A 17678-nucleotide genomic window follows, 5' to 3' on the forward strand; every position below is an offset into this window, starting at 1 on the left:
GGACCGAACGTACCGTCCCGGGCCCGTTCGGCCGGGTGGACGCCCCGACCGATCTGTACCGTCCAGGGCATGAGCCTCGCGTCCCGGATGCTGCACACCCGGTGGTTCGTCCGCGCCCCGATCGGCCTGTTCCGAGCGGGCCTCGGCTTCCTCGCGGGCGGGCGGCTGCTCATGATGCAGCACCGCGGCCGCAGCAGCGGGCAGCGGCGGTACGTCGTGCTCGAGGTGGTCGCGCGGCCGGCGCCGGACCGCGCCGTCGTGGTCGCCGGACTGGGGCCGCGGTCGCAGTGGTTCCGCAACGTGCGGGCCGACCCGCGCGTGCTGGTGTCGATCGGCACGCAGCGCGACGTCCGGTCCCGGGCCGTCGTGCTGGACCCGGACGAGGGTGCCGCGGTCCTGCGCGCGTACACCGCCGCGCACCCCGGCCCGTGGGCGACGCTCGGCCCGGTGCTCGCCGAGTGGGCCGAGCCCCTCGCCCGCGAGCAGGGCGAGCCCGACTGGCTGCGCGTGGTGCCGGTGGTCGAGCTGCGCCTCTCCTGAGCGCCCCGGGCGACGATTTCACCCGCCGACCAGAGGGCATCGCACGGGCCGCATGCCTACGCTGCTCGCACCCGATCGCGCCCTCCTGGCGCGGCACGTCCGGAGCCCAGGGGGAACCATGCGAGCTCGCGCCGTCACCGTCGCCGCCCTCGTCGCCGCGGCACTGCTCGCGGAGCCGCTCGCGGCCGTCGGCGTCCCGGCGGCGCCTGCCGCTGCCGCCCCTGTCGCCGCCTCCGTCACCGCCCCCGCCCCCGTGCGCGACCCTGCTCTCGACGACACCGTGCGGTGGCAGTCCGCCGTCCCGGGGCCGGACCTCTCGCGCACCGCCGTCCGCGCCCAGACGGACCGCCGCGTGCACCGGGTCGACGTCGCGGTCGCGACGCCGCACTGGATGTCGAAGAACCGCGCGGCGCAGCTGGTGCGCGACGCCGACGTCGACGCGCTGCTCGCCAAGGTGTCGGCGTACTGGTCGAAGCAGTCGGGCGGCAGGATCCGGTTCGTGCGCGCCTCGGACATCGAGCGCGTCGACACGGGCGACGGCTCGTGCACGACGACGAACCGCATCCTCAAGCAGGTGAAGCGCGGCGGCCGAGCCCACTACGGCGCCGACTGGATGACCTCGAAGACTCGCGGGCCGGGCAAGCGCGAGCACCTCGTGGTCCTGTTCCCGTACCTGCGCGGCGACTACCCCGGCGGGCCGCGGGAGACGGACACCTGCGGCGGCACGCTGGGCCTCGGCTCCATGCCGCGCACGGCGGGGCGCGACAACCCCGGCGGCTGGACGTTCTCGCTGTTCGGGGGCCCGAACGGGGAGACCCGCAGCTCGCGCTTCAGCCACGCGCAGTACGCGACGGCGGTGGCCACGCTGGCGCACGAGCTCGGGCACAACATGGGCCTGGAGCACTCGGGCGTGGGCTGGTGCACCGGGAGCGTCCCGGACCGCACGTTCACGTCGTCGCGCTGCGGCGCGGTCGAGGGGCTCGACCCGATGGACCTCATGGGGGCCGACTTCGCCGCCGTCGGCACCACGCCGCTGTCCGGCGCGCAGAAGAAGCGCCTCGGCGTGCTCCCGGCGTCCGACGTCGTGACCGTCACGAAGAAGGGCGGCGCCCGCACCGTGAAGCTCGACGCCCGGACCCGGAGCACCAGCCGCCCCACGCTGCTGCGCGCCGTCGACCCCCGGACCGGGCAGTACTACTACGTGGAGTTCCGTCGCCCGTCGGGCACGCGCTACCCCTCCCTCGGCGGCATCCCGTGGCGCGCCGCGCGGGACTACACGGTCGCGTACGGGGTCACGGTCAGCAGGCTGGGGCGGCAGGGCTCGACGTGGGCGTACCCCGGCGAGCACCTGATCGTGCCCATGGGCAAGGAGTCCGCGCGGCACTCGAACCTGCGCAAGGGCTCGTCGTTCACGACGCGCTCGGGCGCGATGCGGATCACCGTGCGCTCCGCGGCCGACGGCGTCGCCACCGTGCGGGTGACGTTCCCCCGGCCCTGACGTCGGTCCAGACGTCGCGCGGTCAGCGGCGGGTGCGCGGGCGCAGCCGCACGTCGGGCAGCACCGGCGCGCGCAGCGGGCCGGACGCGTAGCCGTGCACCTCGCCGAAGCGGCGCCCCGCGGCGCCGTCGGCGTACCGGGTCGGGGTGCCCTCGCCGGCGTCGGCCACCTGCGCCATCCAGTCGGCGCGCGCCCGCGCGACGTCGTCGTGCGTGCCGCCCACGAAGTTCCACCACATGACGACGTCCTCGGTGAACGGCTCGCCCCCGAGCAGGACGGCGCGCACGGGCGACGCGCCCGCCGTCACGACGAGCCGGTCGCGCCCCGGGGCGACGTAGCCGAGCTCGGCCGGCGGCACGGCCTCGCCCTCGAGGGTCGCGTCGCCGGCGTCGACGAGCAGGGCGTGCTCGAACGTCGGGTCGGTCTCCAGCGTGACGCGGCCGCCCGCCGGCAGGTCCAGCTGGGCGCCGACGAGCGGCGTGTAGGTGCGGGCGGGCGACACGAGCCGCTCGCTCTCGACGCCGTTCGCCCCGACCACGCCGAGCTCGCCCATGAACACCTGCACGCGCCCACCGTCCGGCGTCGCGACGGGCAGGTCGCCGTGGTGCTCGAAGTGGGGCTCGGCCTGCCGGTCGGCCTCCGGCAGCACCGTCCACAGCTGGACGCCGTGCAGCACCGGCGGGCGCCCCTGGGCGGGCGACTCCTCCGAGTGGGAGATGCCGACCCCCGCGGTCATGAGGTTGAGCTCGCCGGGCCGCACCGCCTGCAGCGAGCCCACCGAGTCGCGGTGCAGGATCTCCCCCGCGAACAGCCAGGACACGGTCTGCAGCCCGGTGTGCGGGTGCGGCGGCACCTGCATCCCCTCCGGCCTGCCGCCCGAGGGCGAGACGTCGTCCGGACCGTAGTGGTCGCAGAAGCACCAGGCGCCGACGAGCGAGCGCTGCCGCTGCGGGATGGTGCGGCGCACGGTCATCGCGCGGGGGCCGCCCAGCGGGACGTCCCGCGCGGTCAGCAGCTCGACGCCGGCCGGCCGGTCGCCCGCGGAGCAGGTGCGCTCGGCGGGCCGCGTCTCGAGGTTGCTCATGGGGCGAGGGTAGGCCGTGCGCCGGGCCGGTGGGCGGGGACGGCCCGACCGGTGGGCGGGGACGGCCCGACATGCCGAGGCCCCCCGGGGCGGCCGGGGGGCCTCGGAGAGAACCGCGTCCCCCTGATCGACGGTCCCGGGGACCAGGGGTGCCGTGGCGACGTCACGACCCCGGCCGTTCGCCGTGTCCCGTCGAGGCCTGGTGCGTCGTCGCCTCTGCAGAACCCGTTCTCCACGAACAGCCGGACGCGGGTGGTCTTCCGGCCCCGTACAGGCACCTGTGTCGTCACCCACAACCCGCACCGCGGTACGGGACGGCCCGTCGTTCTCCGGTCGACCGAGTCCCGTGGAGAGGGCAGGCGACCGCCCTTCTCAGGTGGTCGTCGACCCGATCTCCGCAAGACCGGTACGCACGTTTCTAGACCTGCTGCCGGTGCGGTGCAAGGGGTGCGGAGCAGGTTTTCCGGGCGGATCCTTCGGCCACAGGTTCGTCCACAGGTTCACCCGCGGAATCCCCACACCGCCCACAGCCCTGTGGAAGAAATTTGTGGACGACGCGCCGGGCGCGACACGCGCCGACCCGGCGGCGGACGCCGACCCCGTCACCGCCGGCCCGCCGCCACGCTCCCCGATATCCCCGGAGAAACCGCGGAATGCTGCGGCTGACGCCGGGGCGCTGCCCGCCGGGCACCACGGCGCCGCAGGGGTCACCGCGTCGCCTCGGACACCGTTCCACCCTGGAACGTCGCAGGTGAGGACCGCAGGGGTCCACCGCGCGCCGCCCTGTGGACAGCACCTGTGGAAAGAGGCTGTGGACAACGACGTGGACGCACGCCGTCACACCCAGGCGCGTGCCCCCGGGGGCGGCGACAGCCGCCGCTGCTCCAGGTCGGCCGCGCTCGCCACGAAGCCCGCGTCGTCGACGACGGCTCCGCCCGCCCGCTCGTGCAGCAGCGCCGCGAGCCGCGCCAGCAGGCCCCGCGCCCGGTCCCGGGCGATGACGTGCAGCCCCGACGGGTCGGCCACCTGCAGCTCGTACGGGTCCTGCGGTCGCCACGCGAGGCGCAGCACGGTCGCGGGCGCGCCGTCCGGCCACGGGTGCGTCGCGAGCGCGCGCGGCAGGCCGCGCGCCGCCTCCGGGGTGGCGACCAGGTCGCCGTCGTACGGCGTGCGGGCCAGCACCCGGTGGCCGGCGCCGCCCGGCGCGGCCTCGAGCGTGGCGGTGGCGACCACGGCGCGCGCCACCTCGAGCAGCTCCCCGGCGGGCACCGGGCGGCCCGGCCAGACCGACAGGTCGACGGAGGCACCCGGGTCGGGGCGCAGCACCTGCCGGCCGTCGGCGAGCAGCAGCCCCGAGACGCGCCGCGCCACGGCGACGGCCCAGCCGACCAGGCGCAGCTCCTCCCCCACCGGCAGCGCGGCGGCGAAGGCGCGCGCGACGCCGTCGCGATCGTCGTGCACCGCGGGCCGGCCGCCCCGGACGTCGAGCGCGCCGTCCGCACGGCCCAGCGCCCACGCGTCCGCCGGGTGCGCGCACCCCAGCGCGGCGGCGGCCGCGGCGTCGAGCAGGAAGGGCCCGGTGGCCCGGTGCTCCTCGCCCAGCCGCAGCACGCCCGCGGCCGGGCGGGGCGCGGCCCGCACGCCGTGGAACCGCGCGCCCCCGGCGGGCCGCGACGGTGTCGCCGAGGACGGCGCGCTCAGCCAGCGGACGTCGTCGAACCACGCGGCGGCCAGCTCGGTCAGGTCGTGATCCGCCGCGGCGCCGTCCGGGCGGGGCACGACGAGCACGTGGTCGGAGGTGTGCTCCGCGGGGACGAGCGCCGGGACGGAGGCCATGGCGCGGACCGTAGCGGCCCCGCCGTCACCTGCGTGTCACGGCCGTGTTGCGAGCGTGTGACCTGCGGCTTCGCAGGCTCCGGACCTCAGGCGCGCACGTCGTGCAGGTGGTGCACGACGTCGTGCAGGAAGTACTGCCCCAGCGTGCGGACGGTGAAGACCGAGCCGTTGGAGCGGCGCCCCGTGCGCTCGGCCTGACCGGGCGCGACGGCGTCGAACGCCGCCGCCACGGCCTCGCCCGCGGCGGCGAGCTCGCCGGCGAGCGCCCGCGGGTCCTGGTGGGCGTAGTCCCCCTCGAGCGCCGCGACGTCCTGGTCCCAGTTGGCGAACGCCGGGTCGTCGTGGGCGAGCATGAGCGCGAGCCGCTCGTCGAAGATGCGGAAGACGTCGCGCACGTGGGCGGCGTACTCGAGCGTCGACCAGACGCCCGCGCGCGGCCGCTCGGCCACGTCGGGCCGGGCGAGGGCGGCGCGCCAGCGGGGCAGCGTCTCGCGGACGGCCGGGCCGACGTCCGCCGGCTCCACGCCGGCGGCCGCGAAGCCGCACTCCGGGCAGGGGCGGTCCAGCACCCAGGTCCAGTCCTTGGTGTCCGGGACGATGCCGTCCGGCTGTGCGGTGGGGTCGGTCACACCGGCACCCTAGCGTCCCGAGGTGCTGACAACGGCTGCCTATGATGTCAGCATGCCCAAGATCATCGGGAAGAGCCTGCACGAGCACCGCCAGATGACCCGGCACAAGCTGTTCACCGCCCTGTCGACGCTGATGTCGGAGCGCGGGTTCGACTCGGTCACGCTGGCCGACATCGCGACGGCTGCCGGCGTCGGGCGCACCGCCGTCTACAACCACTTCCCGGACAAGGAGGCGCTGCTGCTGGGCTTCATCACCCACGAGACCGAGCAGTACGCGCAGACCCTGGAGCGGGCCCTCGCCGAGGTGGACGACCCGGTCGAGCAGCTCCGCACCTACATCCGCCAGCAGGCCCAGCTCACCCGCGTCTTCCACCTCGCCCCCGGCCCGGACCTGCGCACCGTGCTGTCGCGCACCACGCAGGCGCGCCTGCGGGAGCACGCGGAGATCGTGGAGTCCATCCTCAAGCGCATCCTGCGCGCGGGGATCGCGGAGGGCGAGTTCCCCGAGCAGGACATCGAGCCCACCGTCCAGCTGGTCAACGCGTGCCTGTCGGGCCGGCTCATCCCGGACGACCCCGCCGCCCGCGAGCGCGCGATCCGCGCCACCGAGGCGTTCGTGCTGCGGGCCGTGGGCGCCCGCGTCCCCGTCGCCGGCTGACGCCGTTGGTCGAGCCTGTCGAAACCCCGACCTCCGCTGGTTGAGCCTGTCGAAACCCGGTGCTGGGTCCCGACAGGCTCGACCAACGAATGCTCACCAGGCGTCGGCGGGCAGGTGGTGGTGCTCGGGCGGCGGCGGCTGGTAGGGCTCCGGCACCGGCGCGAGGTGCGCGCGCGCGAACTTGAGCGCCGCCTGGAGGTCGGCGTGCCGCTCGCTCGCGGTGCGCGCCTTGCGGGTGGAGATCTCGACGACGACGTCGCCGCCGTAGTCGCGCCGCGCCAGCTCCTCCAGCACCTTGTCGCAGGCCATGTCGCCGCGGCCGGGCACCATGTGCTCGTCGCGGCCGGACGCCGTCCCGTCGGCCAGGTGCACGTGCCGCAGCTTGTCCCCGAAGCCGTGCACCAGGGCCAGGCCGTCCTGGTGGGCGATGGCCGCGTGGGAGAGGTCGAGCGTGACGGCGTCGTAGTCGTGCTCGGCCGGGTCCCAGCCGGGCAGGTAGGCCTTGAGCTCGCGGTCGCCGCGGGAGCGCGGCTTCCACGGGTACATGTTCTCGACGGCGACGGTGACGCCGCCCTCCTGGTCGAGGCTGGCCTCGTTGAGCTCGTGCACCAGGTCCTGGAACTGCCTGGCGTACTTGTACTGCCAGCGGAACGGTGGGTGCACCACCACGGTCGGGGCCCCGAGCTCGCCCGCCATGTCGACGGCGCGACGCAGCTTGTCGGCCGGTGCCCGGCCCCACACCCGCTGGCTGACCAGCAGGGTGGGCGCGTGCACGGACCGGATCGGCACGCCGTGCTCGTCGGACAGGTGCTGCAGCGCCGCCGGGTCCTGGGTGGCCGGGTCCGACCACACCATGACCTCGACGCCGTCGTACCCCAGCTCGGCCGCGACCTCGAACGCGAACGCCGCGCGGCGCGGGTACACCGACGCGGTGGACAGCGTCACGGGGACGGACGAGGGTTCGCGCGGGCCGGCCATGGTTCGCACGATAGCCGCCGTGACTGAACGGCTCCTGACAAGCGGCTGTCCTCCCGGGGACGCAGGCTCGGGCCGCCGACGGCGGATAGGGTCGCGGGCATGGTGCGCGCGGTGGTGTTCGACGTCGGCGAGACCCTGATCGACGAGACCCGGATCTGGACCCGGTGGGCCGACCGGCTGGGGGTGCCCGCCCTGACGTTCCTCGGGGTGCTCGGCGGCTGCGCGGCCCTGGACCTGTCGCACCGGCACGCGTTCGAGATGGTGCGCCCGGACCTCGACGTCCCCGCCGAGATCCAGCGCTGGGCCGCCGACGACCCGACCGGCCTGCGGGAGAACTTCGACGGCGACGACCTGTACCCCGACGTGCGCGAGGCGCTCGCCGCGCTGCGCGCCGCGGGGCTCGCCGTCGTCGTCGCCGGGAACCAGCCGCCGCAGGCCCGCGCCGCGCTCGAGGCGATGGACCTGCCCGTGGACGCGATCCGCACCTCCGACGAGTGGGGCGTGGCCAAGCCCGACCCGGGGTTCTTCGCGAAGGTCGCTGAGCTCACCGGCGTGCCCGCCACCGAGATCGCGTACGTCGGCGACCGGCTCGACAACGACGTGCTGCCTGCCGCCGACGCCGGCATGCTGCCGGTCCTGATCCGGCGCGGGCCGTGGGGCTACCTGCACGCCGAGCGCCCGGAGGCCGCGCGCGCCACCGTCGTCGACTCGCTCCTGGAGCTGCCCGCCCTCCTGGCGGTCTGAGCGCCCCGCTACGCTCACCGCATGCTGACGAAGACCCCGGTCAGCGACCACCAGGTCGCCGCGATCGTCGCCCCGCTCGGCACCGTGCGCCGGGTCGAGCCGCTGTCCGGCGGGCTGTTCGCCAGCGTGCTGCGCGCCGACCTGGACGCCGGTCGGCGGGTCGTGGTCAAGGTGACCGGGGCCGACATGTCGCGCCTGCTGCGCTACGAGCACGGCCTGCTCGGCACGGAGGCGGCGGTGAACCGCCTGGGGCACGACGCCGGCCTGCCGGTGCCGCGGGTGCTGCTCACCGACACGTCGCGTCGGCACGTGGACGGCGACGCGATGGTCGTGACGTTCCTCGAGGGCGACCTGTGGAGCGCCCTCGAGCTCGAGCCGCTCGCCACCGCCCGGGCGCGGCGCTCGCTCGGCGCCTTCATGGCCCGGCTGCACGCCATCGTCCCCGGCGCGCGGTTCGGGTACCCGGCGCCCGAGTCCGGGCTGTCGGCGGACACCTGGCCCGACGCGCTCACCGCCATGATCCGTGCCGCGCTCGACGACGCCGCACGCTGGGGCGTCGACCTGCCGGGCGACCGGCTGCTCGCCGTCGCCGCGCGCCATCGCGACCTGCTCGCCGCCGTCACCGCCCCACGCCTCGTGCACGCCGACCTGTGGGAGGGGAACCTGCTGCTGGACCGGTCGGAGGGCACCGTCTGCGGGGTGCTCGACGCCGAGCGCGCGCTGTGGGGCGACCCGCTGTTCGAGCTCGTCGGGGCCGACCAGTTCGGCGCGGGCGCCGTCGACCCCGACCTGCTGGCGGGGTACCGCCAGGCCGGCGGCGAGCTGGGGCTCGGCGACGGCACCCCCGGCTCTGGCGACCCCGACGCCTGGACGCGGCTGCAGCTGTACCGCGCGTACTTCGCGTGCCTGCTGACCGTCGAGGTCGTGCCGCGCGGCTACACCGGCGACCGGCGCGACTGGCAGGCGACGCACGCGCACGCCAACCTGGAGCGGATCCTCGGCGAGCTCGACCCGCGCGGCTGACGCCGGGTCAGCCCGTCCAGCCGAGCCGGCCGAGGGCGTTGAGCGCGAGGAGCACGCCGAGGATGCCGAGCGTCCAGCCCGTGAGGTCGGCGGCGTTCTTGGACAGCCACCGCTCCAGCCGCGCCAGCCGCGGCTCGACGACCCGGGCGGCGGCCAGCCGCGCGCCCAGCAGGAGCAGCGCGGGCAGCACCATGACCACGCAGTACGCGGCGAGCACGCCGACGCTCGCGCCGGTGCCCAGGCCCGACGTCGTGATCAGGCCGATCGCCGCCAGGTACGGCAGCATCGTCCCGACCTCGAGCGCCACCGCGCCGAGCGCCAGCCCCAGCAGCGGCAGGAGCGACGCGTCCGCCTCGGTGCCCACGGCCCGGCCCCGCCAGCGCACCAGCCGGCCCGGCTTCGCGCCGTCCCGGGCGGCGCGCGCCTCGGCCTTCTTGCCGTCGAAGCGCCAGCTGATCGCGAACAGGAAGACGCCGAGCGCCAGCTGCAGCAGCATCGCGGGCCGCGAGTCCAGGGCGTCGCCGTACCGGTCCAGCAGGGCCCCCGCGCCGAGCATCACCGTGATCCCCACCGCGAGGTAGAACGCCGCGACGGTGCCGAGGTAGGCGAGCAGGCGCACCGGGCGCGGGCGGCCGGGCGCCATGAGCAGCCACACGGGGATGAGCAGGGTGCCGAAGCTGGTCGAGTCGATCAGCGCCAGCACGACGAGCGCCCCCGCCATGACGCCGAGCCCGGCGCCCTCCAGCCCGCCGAGGTCGATGAGGTCCATGCCGACGATCCTCCCGACGCGCCCGCACGCCGTCGTCGCCCGAACGACTGATCCTGCACCGCCCACCGCAGGTACACCCTTCGACCGATCCCCCGCCGTGCGCCCTGTGCTGGGATGGTGCGGTGACGACCGACCGCCCCGCGCCCACCTTCCTGGGAAGGCTCGCGCGGGTGTGGGGCGGCGACGACCGGCGCGGCGACGTCACGACCGCCGTGACGCTGTTCCTCCTCGGCTGGCTCCTCATCGAGGTCGGGCTCGTCGACATCTACAGCGTCGAACCGTCGCTGACCACCCCTCCCGACCCGGCGTGGCGGGTGCTCCTGCTGGCGGTGGGCTGCGCCATCACGCTGGCGAAGCGGTCCCGGCCGATGCTGGCGCTCGCGGGCGGCGTCGTGGTGACGGCGGTCGACGTCGTGCTCTGGGCCGGCAGCGTCGCGATGATGCTCGTGCTGTGGGACCTGCTGTACGCGGCGGCGCTGTGGTCGGGCCCGACGGCGCGGCGCTGGCTCTGGGGCACGGCGGTGGTGCTGTCGCTGGGCGGCGCGATCGCCGTCGGCGAGCTGACCCGGGACGTGCGGATGTTCGTCTACGCGGGCCTGCAGTTCGGCGCGATCCTGCTGGTGCCGATGTGGTGGGCCGACAACGTGCGGCAGAAGTCCGAGCTGGCGGCCGTGGAGCGTGCGCGGGCCGACGACCTCGCCCGCATCGCCGAGCTGGACCGGCACGAGGCGGTGCGTGCGGAGCGGGCGGCGATGGCCCGCGACCTGCACGACGTCATCGCCTCGCACCTGTCCACCATCGCGATCCACTCCGGGGCCGCGCTGAGCACTTCGCCGGACGCCGCGCGCGACCGCGGCGCGCTGGAGCAGGTCCGCACCAGCGCGGTCGCGTCGCTCACGGAGATGCGGTCGATGATCGAGCTGCTGCGCGCCGACTCGCCGCGGGACCCGCTCGCGGCTCCCGGCCGGCTCGACCGCCTCGACGACCTGCTCGAGCTCGCCCGGGCGGGCGGCACGGTCGTGACGGCCGAGGACCCGGACGACGTCGCCGGCGCCGACCTGCCGGCCGCCGTCGGGCACGCCCTGTACCGGATCGTGCAGGAGTCGCTCACCAACGCCCGCAAGCACGCGCCCGGGGCGGCGGTGACGGTGCGCCTGGCCCGTGGGCAGCGACCGCGCCTCCGCGCGGTGGTGCTGGAGGTGCGGAACGCCGCGCCGCCGTCGGGCCGGGGTGGACCCGTGGACGCCGCCGGCCTGCCGATCAGCGCGGGGACGGGGATGCTCACCATGCGCGAGCGCGCGGAGGCGCTCGGCGGCGCGTTCGATGCCGGGCCGACGGACGACGGCGGGTGGGCCGTGCGAGCGCGACTTCCGCTCAGCACCCAGGACGAAGGCGGGAACTCATGACGCAAGCCTCTCCCGGCACGGTCCGCGTGCTGATCGCCGACGACCACGCCGCGATCCGCGCCGGGCTGCGGATGCTCCTGGACGCGGCGGACGACGTCGAGGTGGTCGGCGAGGCGGCCGACGGCGACGCCGCGGTGACGAACGCCCGCGCGCTGCGGCCCGACGTCGTCCTCATGGACCTGCGCATGCCGGGAACGGACGGCATCGCCGCCACGCGCGCCATCGCCGCCGAGGGGCTGGCCGACGTGCTGGTGCTCACCACCTTCGACCTGGACGAGTACGTGGACGGCGCGCTGCGAGCCGGCGCCGCCGGCTTCCTGCTCAAGACGGCGGAGCCGGCCGCGCTGCTCGACGCCGTGCGGCGCGTCGCGGCCGGCGACGGCGTCCTCGCGCCGGAGGTGACCCGCCGCGTGCTCGCGCAGCTGTCGGGCGCCGCGCCGCCAGCCCCTCCCGCCGGTCCCGTCCCGGGCGCGGCGCCGCGCACCACGGACCCCCGGCTCGCGGACCTCACGCCGCGCGAGGTCGACGTGCTGGGCGCGCTGGGCCGCGGCCTGTCCAACCAGGGCATCGCGGACGAGCTGGTCATCACCGAGGCCACCGCGAAGACCCACGTGTCGCGCGTGCTGGCCAAGCTCGGCGTCGTGTCGCGGATGCAGGCGGCGATCGTCGCGCGGGACGTCGGCCTGGCCTGACAGGCCTCGACGCCCTAGGGGCGGCTCAGACGGTCGAGTCATTCTCAAGCACGACCTAGTCCGTCGGCGCCAGGGCCGGGCTGCGCACCACCCGCGCGGCGTGCGCGGCGGCCGCCGCGAGCGCCTCGGCGAGCCCGGCGCCGCGCAGGTGCGCGTCGAGGAAGCCGGCGAAGAACCCGTCGCCCGCACCGTTGGTGTCCACGACGTCGTCCACCCGCTCGGCGGGGACGTCGAGGAAGCCGTCGGCCGTGAGGGCCGTGGCGCCGCGCGCGCCGTGCGTGCACACGACCAGCCGCGCCCCGGCGTCGAGCCGCTCGGCCATGAACGCGCGGTGGTCGGGCAGCCGGTCGGAGCTGAGGAACACGTGCGTGCCCGCCTCCGCCCACGGGCGGTGGAAGTCCGCGACGCCGTCGTAGTCGTGCAGGTCCACCCACACGTCGCGGCACCGCTCGGCCGCCGCGGCGAGCACGGGGACGGAGTGCGCGGCGAGGTCGACGACGACGGCCGCGGCGGCGTCCACGGCCGCGAGCGTCGCGTCCCAGGCCGGCCCGGCGGCGGCGACGTCGCCCGGCGCGCGCAGGTAGACGGACAGCCGGCCGCCGCCGGGGTCCATGAGGTTGAGGTGGCTCTCGGTGCGCCCGTCCGGGGACGGCTCGGCGAGCACCCGCACGCCGGCATCGTCGAGCACGCCGCGCACGCGCGCACCCTCGTCGTCGTCCCCGAGCACGGTGCGCAGCACGACGCCGCGCCCCAGGCTCGCCAGGTTGAGCGCCTTGCCCGCGGACGTGCCGCCGACGGTGTCGTACGCGCCACGCGCGAACACGGTGTGCGGCGTGGGATCGGGCAGCGCGTCCAGGTGCACGATGCGGTTCCAGGACGCGGGGCCGGCGACGAGGACGTCGGCGGTGCTCGGTGTGGTCACGACGGGCACCCTAGGGCGCCGCGACGCCGGCCCGTGTCAGCCGCGCAGCGGCAGGCTGAGCGTCGCGTCGCCGTCGGGCGTCACGCGCACCGGCACGCCCCAGTCCTGCTGCGCCAGGTGGCACGCGGGGAAGACGTCGGGGTCGGGCTCGCCGTCCGGGCCGAGGGGGACGGCGTCGCACGACGCGGCCTTCGCGGTCACGTGCAGCACCCCCTCCGCCACGTCAGGGTTGAGCACGAGCACGCGGCCCAGGTCGACGCCGTCGCCCGCGCCGCCGAGCAGCAGCTCGGGCGGGGTGGCGCTGACGCGCAGCTCGGTGGACGGGCCCCAGCGGTCGTCGAGCTTCTGCCCCGGCGCGGGCACGAACGGCACGTCCAGCCGCAGCTCCCCCGGCGCGACCTCCGTCGCCGGGCGCGCCACCCGCTGCGCTCCGCCGTCGAGCACCTGGCCCGCGACGTCCGCCGGCAGCGCGACCCGCGTCAGCCGGTGGGCGGCGGACTCCACCACCAGCAGGTGGACCGCGTCGTCCGAGGCCTCGACGAGCACGTCGCTCGGCTCCGCGAGGCCGGTGGCGAGCGTGGTCACGGTGCCCGACGAACCGCCCGCCGCCGGGTCGTACCGGCGCAGCGCGCCGTTGTACGTGTCCGCGACGACGACGCTCCCGTCCGGCAGCGACGCCACGCCCAGCGGGTGCTGCAGCAGCGCCTCGCCCGCTGCGCCGTCGCGGTGGCCGAAGTCGAACAGCCCCTGCCCGACGGCGGTGCTCACCACGACCGACCCGTCGTCGGCGGGGACCACGCGGCGCAGGGCGGACGTCTCCGCGTCGGCGAGCCAGAGCGCGTCCCCGTCGGTCGAGTCCGTCGAGACCATGACCGCCGGCGCCAGCCCGGACGGCTGCGCGAACCAGGCGCCGGCGCCCGGCCCGTCCTCCAGCCCCTCGTTCATCGTGCCGGCGAGGAGGGTGACCGTCGCCTCCAGCGGGTCGAACGTCCACAGCGTGTGGTTCCCGGCCATCGCGACGACGAACGCGCCGAGCCGCGGCGACCACGCGACGTCCCACGGGGAGCTGAGGCGCACGGAGGTCGCGGGGTAGGTGGCGGCCGGGTCGAACGCGTCCGTCGACCCGACGACGTTCTCCTGCCCGCCGACCATGAACTGCGCGCCGGTGCCCGCCACCGTGCGCACGCGACCCGTCGCCAGGTCGACCCCGCGCAGCGCGTGGTTCACGGTGTCGGCGACGAGCACGTCGTAGCCGAGCGCGGGGCGCAGCTCGTCCGGCACCCGGCAGAGCCCGTTGGGCTCGCTGAACCGCGCGTCGTCCGGCCCTCCGTCGACCAGCCCCCGCTCGCCCGAGCCGATGCGCCGCACCAGCGTCTCGCCGTCGGGCGCGAGCTCCGCCAGCGCGTGGTGTCCGGCGTCGGCCACGAGCAGGTTCCCGCTCGGCAGCGCGACCGCCTTGGCCGGGAAGCGCAGCGTGCCCGACGTCGGCGCGGGCGGCACGTAAGGGCCGTCGCCGCGGTGCAGCGTGCCCTGGGCGTCGTGCTCGGCCACGAGCTCCTCGACGATCGCCTCGATCGCCGACGCGTGCCCCTCCCCGGCCATCTGCGCCACGACGTACCCCTCGGGGTCGACGACGACGAGCGTCGGCCAGGCGCGCGCCGTGTACGCGCCCCAGGTGACCAGCTCCGGGTCGTCGAGCACCGGGTGGTGCACCTCGTACCGCTCGACGGCGGCGGCCAGCGCGTCCGGGTCCGCCTCGTGCGCGAACTTGGGCGAGTGCACGCCCACGATCACCAGCTCGTCGCGGTGCCGCTCCTCCAGCTCGCGCAGCTCGTCCAGCACGTGCAGGCAGTTGACGCAGCAGAAGGTCCAGAAGTCGATCACGACGACCTTGCCCCGCAGGTCCGCGAGGGTGACGTCGCGGCCGCCGGTGTTGAGCCAGCCGCGGCCGACCAGCTCGGAGGCGCGGACACGGGGCAGACGGGAAGAGCTCACCTCTCCATTCTGCGGGATACCTCGGGTTCACCCGTGTCGCCGTAGACCGGCCCTCGGACCCACCGGGACACTGTGCCCATGACCGACGACGGCAGCTCCCCCGCTGCAGATCCCGCACCGGCCGCCGCCGCGCCAGGCGCGCCCGCGTACCCGCCCCGCAAGCCGTCGGCCACCGCGCTGGTGGTCGGCATCGTGCTGCTGATCGTCGGGCTGGTCCTGTTCCAGGTCGGCCAGCAGACGAACCTCGACGCCATGGTGATGGTCGACGAGACGGGGAACCAGAGCGGCGACGCGGCGTACTACCTCGGCCTCCTCACCGCGGTGATCGGGCTGGTGGTCACGCTCGCCGAGGTCTGGCGCCTCGCGATGCAGCTCGACGTCGTCTACAACCGGGCGATCGGCGCACCCCCGGGCGGCGAGTGACGCTCGCTCACGCGGCGTCGGGCAGCTCGACGGCGTTCGCCGCCCGGTGGATGGGCGCCGTCATCGCGGCCATCATCCGGTCCTTGCCGGGCAGCCTGTCCATGACCCGCAGCATCGCGAGCGAGGCACGCACCTGCCCGCGGGTGCCGACCACCATCCGCTTGATGTTCGCCGGTCCGAGCGCCTGGTTGGCCGCCGCGAACGGGCGCATCCTGCGCTCGTAGTCGGCGAACGCCGCGACGGGCTCGTCGTGCGCGTCGAGGGCGGCGGCCAGCACGTACGCGCCGACGAGCGCGAGGCTCGTGCCCTGCCCGGACGCCGCCGACGCGCAGCAGGCCGCGTCGCCCAGCAGCACGGTGCGCCCGGCCGACCACCGCTCGGCGCGCACCTGGCTGAGGGAGTCGAACAGCAGGTCGGGCGAGGCGGGCACGTCGGCCAGCAGGCCCGGTACCTCCCACCCCTCGCCGGCGTAAGCGTCGGCGAGCAGACGCTCGCGCTCCTCGCGGCCGAGGCCCCGGTGACCGAGCGGCCCGGACGACCACAGGAACATCGCCCGCGCGCCCTCCTCCCGCGCCGTGGCGTAGACCAGGGCGGTGCGGCCGGGGCCCACGTACGTGACCTCCTCGCGGTCGAGGCCGAGCCGGTTGGGGACGGTCGCGACGGCCACGTAGTACCCGAGGTCGACGACGTGCCGCTCGTCCGGCCCGAGCACCAGGTTCCGCGTCCGCGAGCGGAGGCCGTCGGCGCCGACGACGACGTCGTAGCGCCCCGTGCGGCCGGAGGCGAGCTCGACCTCCACGCCGTCGCCGGTGTCCAGCAGGGACCGGATCGAGTCGCCGTAGACGTGCTCCGCCTCCGCGGCGCCCTCGCGCAGGAGGCGGTGCAGGTCGCCGCGCAGCAGCTCGACGTCGTCGTGCACGCGCCCGCCGAAGGTGTCGCCGTCCATGCTGGCGGCCCGGCGCCCACGGGCGTCGACGACCGTGCCCGCGCGGACCTCGGTGCGCAGGGTCCGGGCCTCCTCGAGCAGGCCCATGCGGTCCAGGACCTGCAGCGCGGCGCCCCGCACGTCGACCTTGTAGCCGCCGGCGCGGGGCGCGGGAGCCTGCTCGACGACGGTCACGGCGTCGCCGCGGGCGGCGAGCCGGTGCGCGAGCGCGAGGCCGGCGACGCCGCCGCCGGAGACGAGGACGGAGCGGTGCATGGGAGTTCTCCTGACCGTGAGGAAGGTGGCGCGCACCACGCTAGACCCGATTGAGACGATCGTGCAAGACATTCGTTTCAGACGTTCGAGCTAGCATGGGCCCATGCGCTCCATCGACAACAGGGCCGCGCTCCTCACCGCCGCCCGGACCTGCCTCCGCGACAAGGGGTACGCCCGCACGTCGGCGCGCGACGTCGCCACCGCGGCCGGCGTGAGCCTCGCGGCGATCGGGTACCACTTCGGGAGCAAGGAGGCGCTGCTCGACGCCGCGCTCGTCGACGCGCTGCGCGACTGGGGCGACGTGCTGGAGTCCATCGGGGCCGAGGACCTGGGAGCGGCGCCCGGCGAGCGGTTCCGCGCCGTGTGGCAGCGGGTGATGGCGTCGGTCGCCGACGACCGCGCCCTCTGGGCGGTGCAGCTCGAGCTCGTCGCGGCCGCGGCACGCGACCCGGAGCGGGCCGCCGCCCTCGCCGCCGACAACGCGCACGCCCGCACCGCGCTGGCCGAGCTCTTCGGGGTCCCGGACGCGCAGGGCGCACTCGTGCAGATGCTGCTGCTGGGGGCGGTGTCGCGGGTGCTCCTCGACCCCGACGACGCCGTCGGGGCGGACGAGCTGCTGGAGCAGGTGACCGCGCTGTCGGCGCTGGCCGCCTGAGCGTCAGCACCTCAGGGCGTCAGAGCGCGGTGACCGCGCCGACCACCGTCACCTGCACGGGGACCCCGTCCACCTGGGGCGGCACGTCCTTGCGCGCGCTGAGGGAGACGACGTTCACCTGCAGCACCCAGTCCGTCTCGTCGCCGCGCTGGGCGAGCCCGACGCCGCGCACCCCCTCGACGCTCTCGAGCGCCTCGCGCAGGGCGGGCTTGGCGGCGCGTGCCTCGTCGATCGTGACCATGGAACACCTCCGACCCCTCCATTGTGCGCCACCCGCCGACAGGGCCACAGTCCGGGCGTCGCGGCCGACGCCCGCGGGCTCCGGCTACCGCACGGTCGGGCCCTCGACCTCCACGGGGCCCTGCGGCGACCGACGCTGGATGCGCAGGTCGAGCGTGCTCCTCGACGTCGGGGAGACCGAGAGCTGCGCCTCGCCCTCGCCGGTGTCGATGGCGCGCACGTGCAGGTGCCCGTCCTTGAGGCGCATCGCGAACTGGCTCGTCCCGGCGACGAACCGCACCTCCCGGTCGTCGTCGATCACCGTGGGGCCCAGGGGCAGACTCTTCGACATGGGTACAGCATGCCTGCCGCGCGAGACGGTGCGGGTCGCGGGCGATCCCGCCGG

Annotated in this window: 19 protein-coding genes; 9 read left to right on the plus strand and 10 right to left on the minus strand. The window is 75.9% G+C overall.

Features of this window, described 5'->3' with window-relative positions:
* Window positions 1-69 precede the first annotated feature (69 nt).
* On the plus strand, window positions 70-540 hold the full coding sequence (locus AAG589_RS16205) for a nitroreductase family deazaflavin-dependent oxidoreductase (RefSeq protein ID WP_430568306.1): 471 nt from the start codon (window positions 70-72) through the stop codon (window positions 538-540).
* 118 nt (window positions 541-658) lie between these two features.
* Window positions 659-2038 carry a hypothetical protein gene (locus AAG589_RS16210; protein WP_430568307.1) on the plus strand — a complete coding sequence of 460 codons (1380 nt, stop codon included), beginning with the start codon at window positions 659-661 and terminating at the stop codon, window positions 2036-2038.
* Between the two features lie 22 nt (window positions 2039-2060).
* On the opposite strand, the gene AAG589_RS16215 is transcribed toward AAG589_RS16210, so the two are convergent.
* The 3 genes from AAG589_RS16215 to AAG589_RS16225 all read right to left on the minus strand — a co-directional run bounded on the left by AAG589_RS16215 (window position 2061) and on the right by AAG589_RS16225 (window position 5587).
* Window positions 2061-3122, minus strand: coding sequence for a pirin family protein (locus AAG589_RS16215; RefSeq protein WP_430568308.1), 1062 nt, complete (start codon window positions 3120-3122; stop codon window positions 2061-2063).
* Between the two features lie 837 nt (window positions 3123-3959).
* The gene (locus AAG589_RS16220) at window positions 3960-4958 is read right to left on the minus strand and encodes a hypothetical protein (protein ID WP_430568309.1); all 999 of its coding nucleotides are present in this window, start codon (window positions 4956-4958) and stop codon (window positions 3960-3962) included.
* 86 nt (window positions 4959-5044) lie between these two features.
* A complete protein-coding gene (locus AAG589_RS16225; RefSeq protein WP_430568310.1) occupies window positions 5045-5587 on the minus strand; it encodes a DinB family protein in 543 nt (180 codons plus the stop codon).
* 52 nt (window positions 5588-5639) lie between these two features.
* Between AAG589_RS16225 and AAG589_RS16230 the strand changes: the two genes are divergently transcribed.
* A complete protein-coding gene (locus AAG589_RS16230) occupies window positions 5640-6245 on the plus strand; it encodes a TetR/AcrR family transcriptional regulator (protein ID WP_430568311.1) in 606 nt (201 codons plus the stop codon).
* A 93-nt stretch (window positions 6246-6338) separates the two neighbouring features.
* On the opposite strand, the gene AAG589_RS16235 is transcribed toward AAG589_RS16230, so the two are convergent.
* Window positions 6339-7223: a sugar phosphate isomerase/epimerase family protein gene (locus AAG589_RS16235; RefSeq protein WP_430568312.1), complete on the minus strand. Its 885-nt coding sequence runs from the start codon at window positions 7221-7223 to the stop codon at window positions 6339-6341.
* A 99-nt stretch (window positions 7224-7322) separates the two neighbouring features.
* On the opposite strand from AAG589_RS16235, the gene AAG589_RS16240 reads away from it, so the two are divergent.
* Together AAG589_RS16240 and AAG589_RS16245 are read left to right on the plus strand one after the other, a co-directional pair.
* Window positions 7323-7967: an HAD family hydrolase gene (locus AAG589_RS16240; RefSeq protein ID WP_430568313.1), complete on the plus strand. Its 645-nt coding sequence runs from the start codon at window positions 7323-7325 to the stop codon at window positions 7965-7967.
* 21 nt (window positions 7968-7988) lie between these two features.
* Window positions 7989-8990 carry a phosphotransferase family protein gene (locus tag AAG589_RS16245; RefSeq protein WP_430568314.1) on the plus strand — a complete coding sequence of 334 codons (1002 nt, stop codon included), beginning with the start codon at window positions 7989-7991 and terminating at the stop codon, window positions 8988-8990.
* Window positions 8991-8997: 7 nt separating this feature from the next.
* Here the strand turns inward: AAG589_RS16245 and AAG589_RS16250 are convergent, their stop codons facing one another.
* Window positions 8998-9759, minus strand: a complete 762-nt coding sequence (locus AAG589_RS16250) for a GAP family protein (protein WP_430568315.1) — start codon at window positions 9757-9759, stop codon at window positions 8998-9000.
* A 122-nt stretch (window positions 9760-9881) separates the two neighbouring features.
* Here AAG589_RS16250 and AAG589_RS16255 point away from each other — a divergent pair, with 122 nt between their 5' ends.
* Together AAG589_RS16255 and AAG589_RS16260 are read left to right on the plus strand one after the other, a co-directional pair.
* A complete protein-coding gene (locus AAG589_RS16255; protein ID WP_430568316.1) occupies window positions 9882-11165 on the plus strand; it encodes a sensor histidine kinase in 1284 nt (427 codons plus the stop codon).
* Window positions 11162-11857, plus strand: coding sequence for a response regulator transcription factor (locus tag AAG589_RS16260; protein WP_430568317.1), 696 nt, complete (start codon window positions 11162-11164; stop codon window positions 11855-11857). The genes AAG589_RS16255 and AAG589_RS16260 overlap by 4 nt, the downstream gene beginning before the upstream one ends.
* Before the next feature lie 55 nt (window positions 11858-11912).
* Here the strand turns inward: AAG589_RS16260 and AAG589_RS16265 are convergent, their stop codons facing one another.
* Together AAG589_RS16265 and AAG589_RS16270 are read right to left on the minus strand one after the other, a co-directional pair.
* Entirely contained in the window at window positions 11913-12779 is an 867-nt protein-coding gene (locus AAG589_RS16265; protein WP_430568318.1) for a carbohydrate kinase family protein, read from the minus strand.
* Window positions 12780-12815: 36 nt separating this feature from the next.
* Window positions 12816-14774 (minus strand): NHL domain-containing thioredoxin family protein, encoded by a 1959-nt coding sequence (locus AAG589_RS16270; protein ID WP_430568319.1) that lies wholly within the window; start codon window positions 14772-14774, stop codon window positions 12816-12818.
* Between the two features lie 78 nt (window positions 14775-14852).
* Between AAG589_RS16270 and AAG589_RS16275 the strand changes: the two genes are divergently transcribed.
* The gene (locus AAG589_RS16275) at window positions 14853-15197 is read left to right on the plus strand and encodes a DUF1538 family protein (protein WP_430568320.1); all 345 of its coding nucleotides are present in this window, start codon (window positions 14853-14855) and stop codon (window positions 15195-15197) included.
* 7 nt (window positions 15198-15204) lie between these two features.
* On the opposite strand, the gene AAG589_RS16280 is transcribed toward AAG589_RS16275, so the two are convergent.
* Entirely contained in the window at window positions 15205-16398 is a 1194-nt protein-coding gene (locus tag AAG589_RS16280; RefSeq protein ID WP_430568321.1) for an FAD-dependent monooxygenase, read from the minus strand.
* Between the two features lie 103 nt (window positions 16399-16501).
* On the opposite strand from AAG589_RS16280, the gene AAG589_RS16285 reads away from it, so the two are divergent.
* Window positions 16502-17053: a TetR/AcrR family transcriptional regulator gene (locus tag AAG589_RS16285; RefSeq protein WP_430568322.1), complete on the plus strand. Its 552-nt coding sequence runs from the start codon at window positions 16502-16504 to the stop codon at window positions 17051-17053.
* A 19-nt stretch (window positions 17054-17072) separates the two neighbouring features.
* Here the strand turns inward: AAG589_RS16285 and AAG589_RS16290 are convergent, their stop codons facing one another.
* Both AAG589_RS16290 and AAG589_RS16295 read right to left on the minus strand, forming a co-directional pair.
* Window positions 17073-17294 carry a hypothetical protein gene (locus AAG589_RS16290; protein ID WP_430551660.1) on the minus strand — a complete coding sequence of 74 codons (222 nt, stop codon included), beginning with the start codon at window positions 17292-17294 and terminating at the stop codon, window positions 17073-17075.
* An 84-nt stretch (window positions 17295-17378) separates the two neighbouring features.
* Window positions 17379-17624: a hypothetical protein gene (locus tag AAG589_RS16295; protein ID WP_430568323.1), complete on the minus strand. Its 246-nt coding sequence runs from the start codon at window positions 17622-17624 to the stop codon at window positions 17379-17381.
* Window positions 17625-17678: the final 54 nt, after the last annotated feature.

This window comes from Isoptericola sp. F-RaC21, from assembly GCF_038593535.1.
GTDB lineage: Bacteria > Actinomycetota > Actinomycetes > Actinomycetales > Cellulomonadaceae > Isoptericola.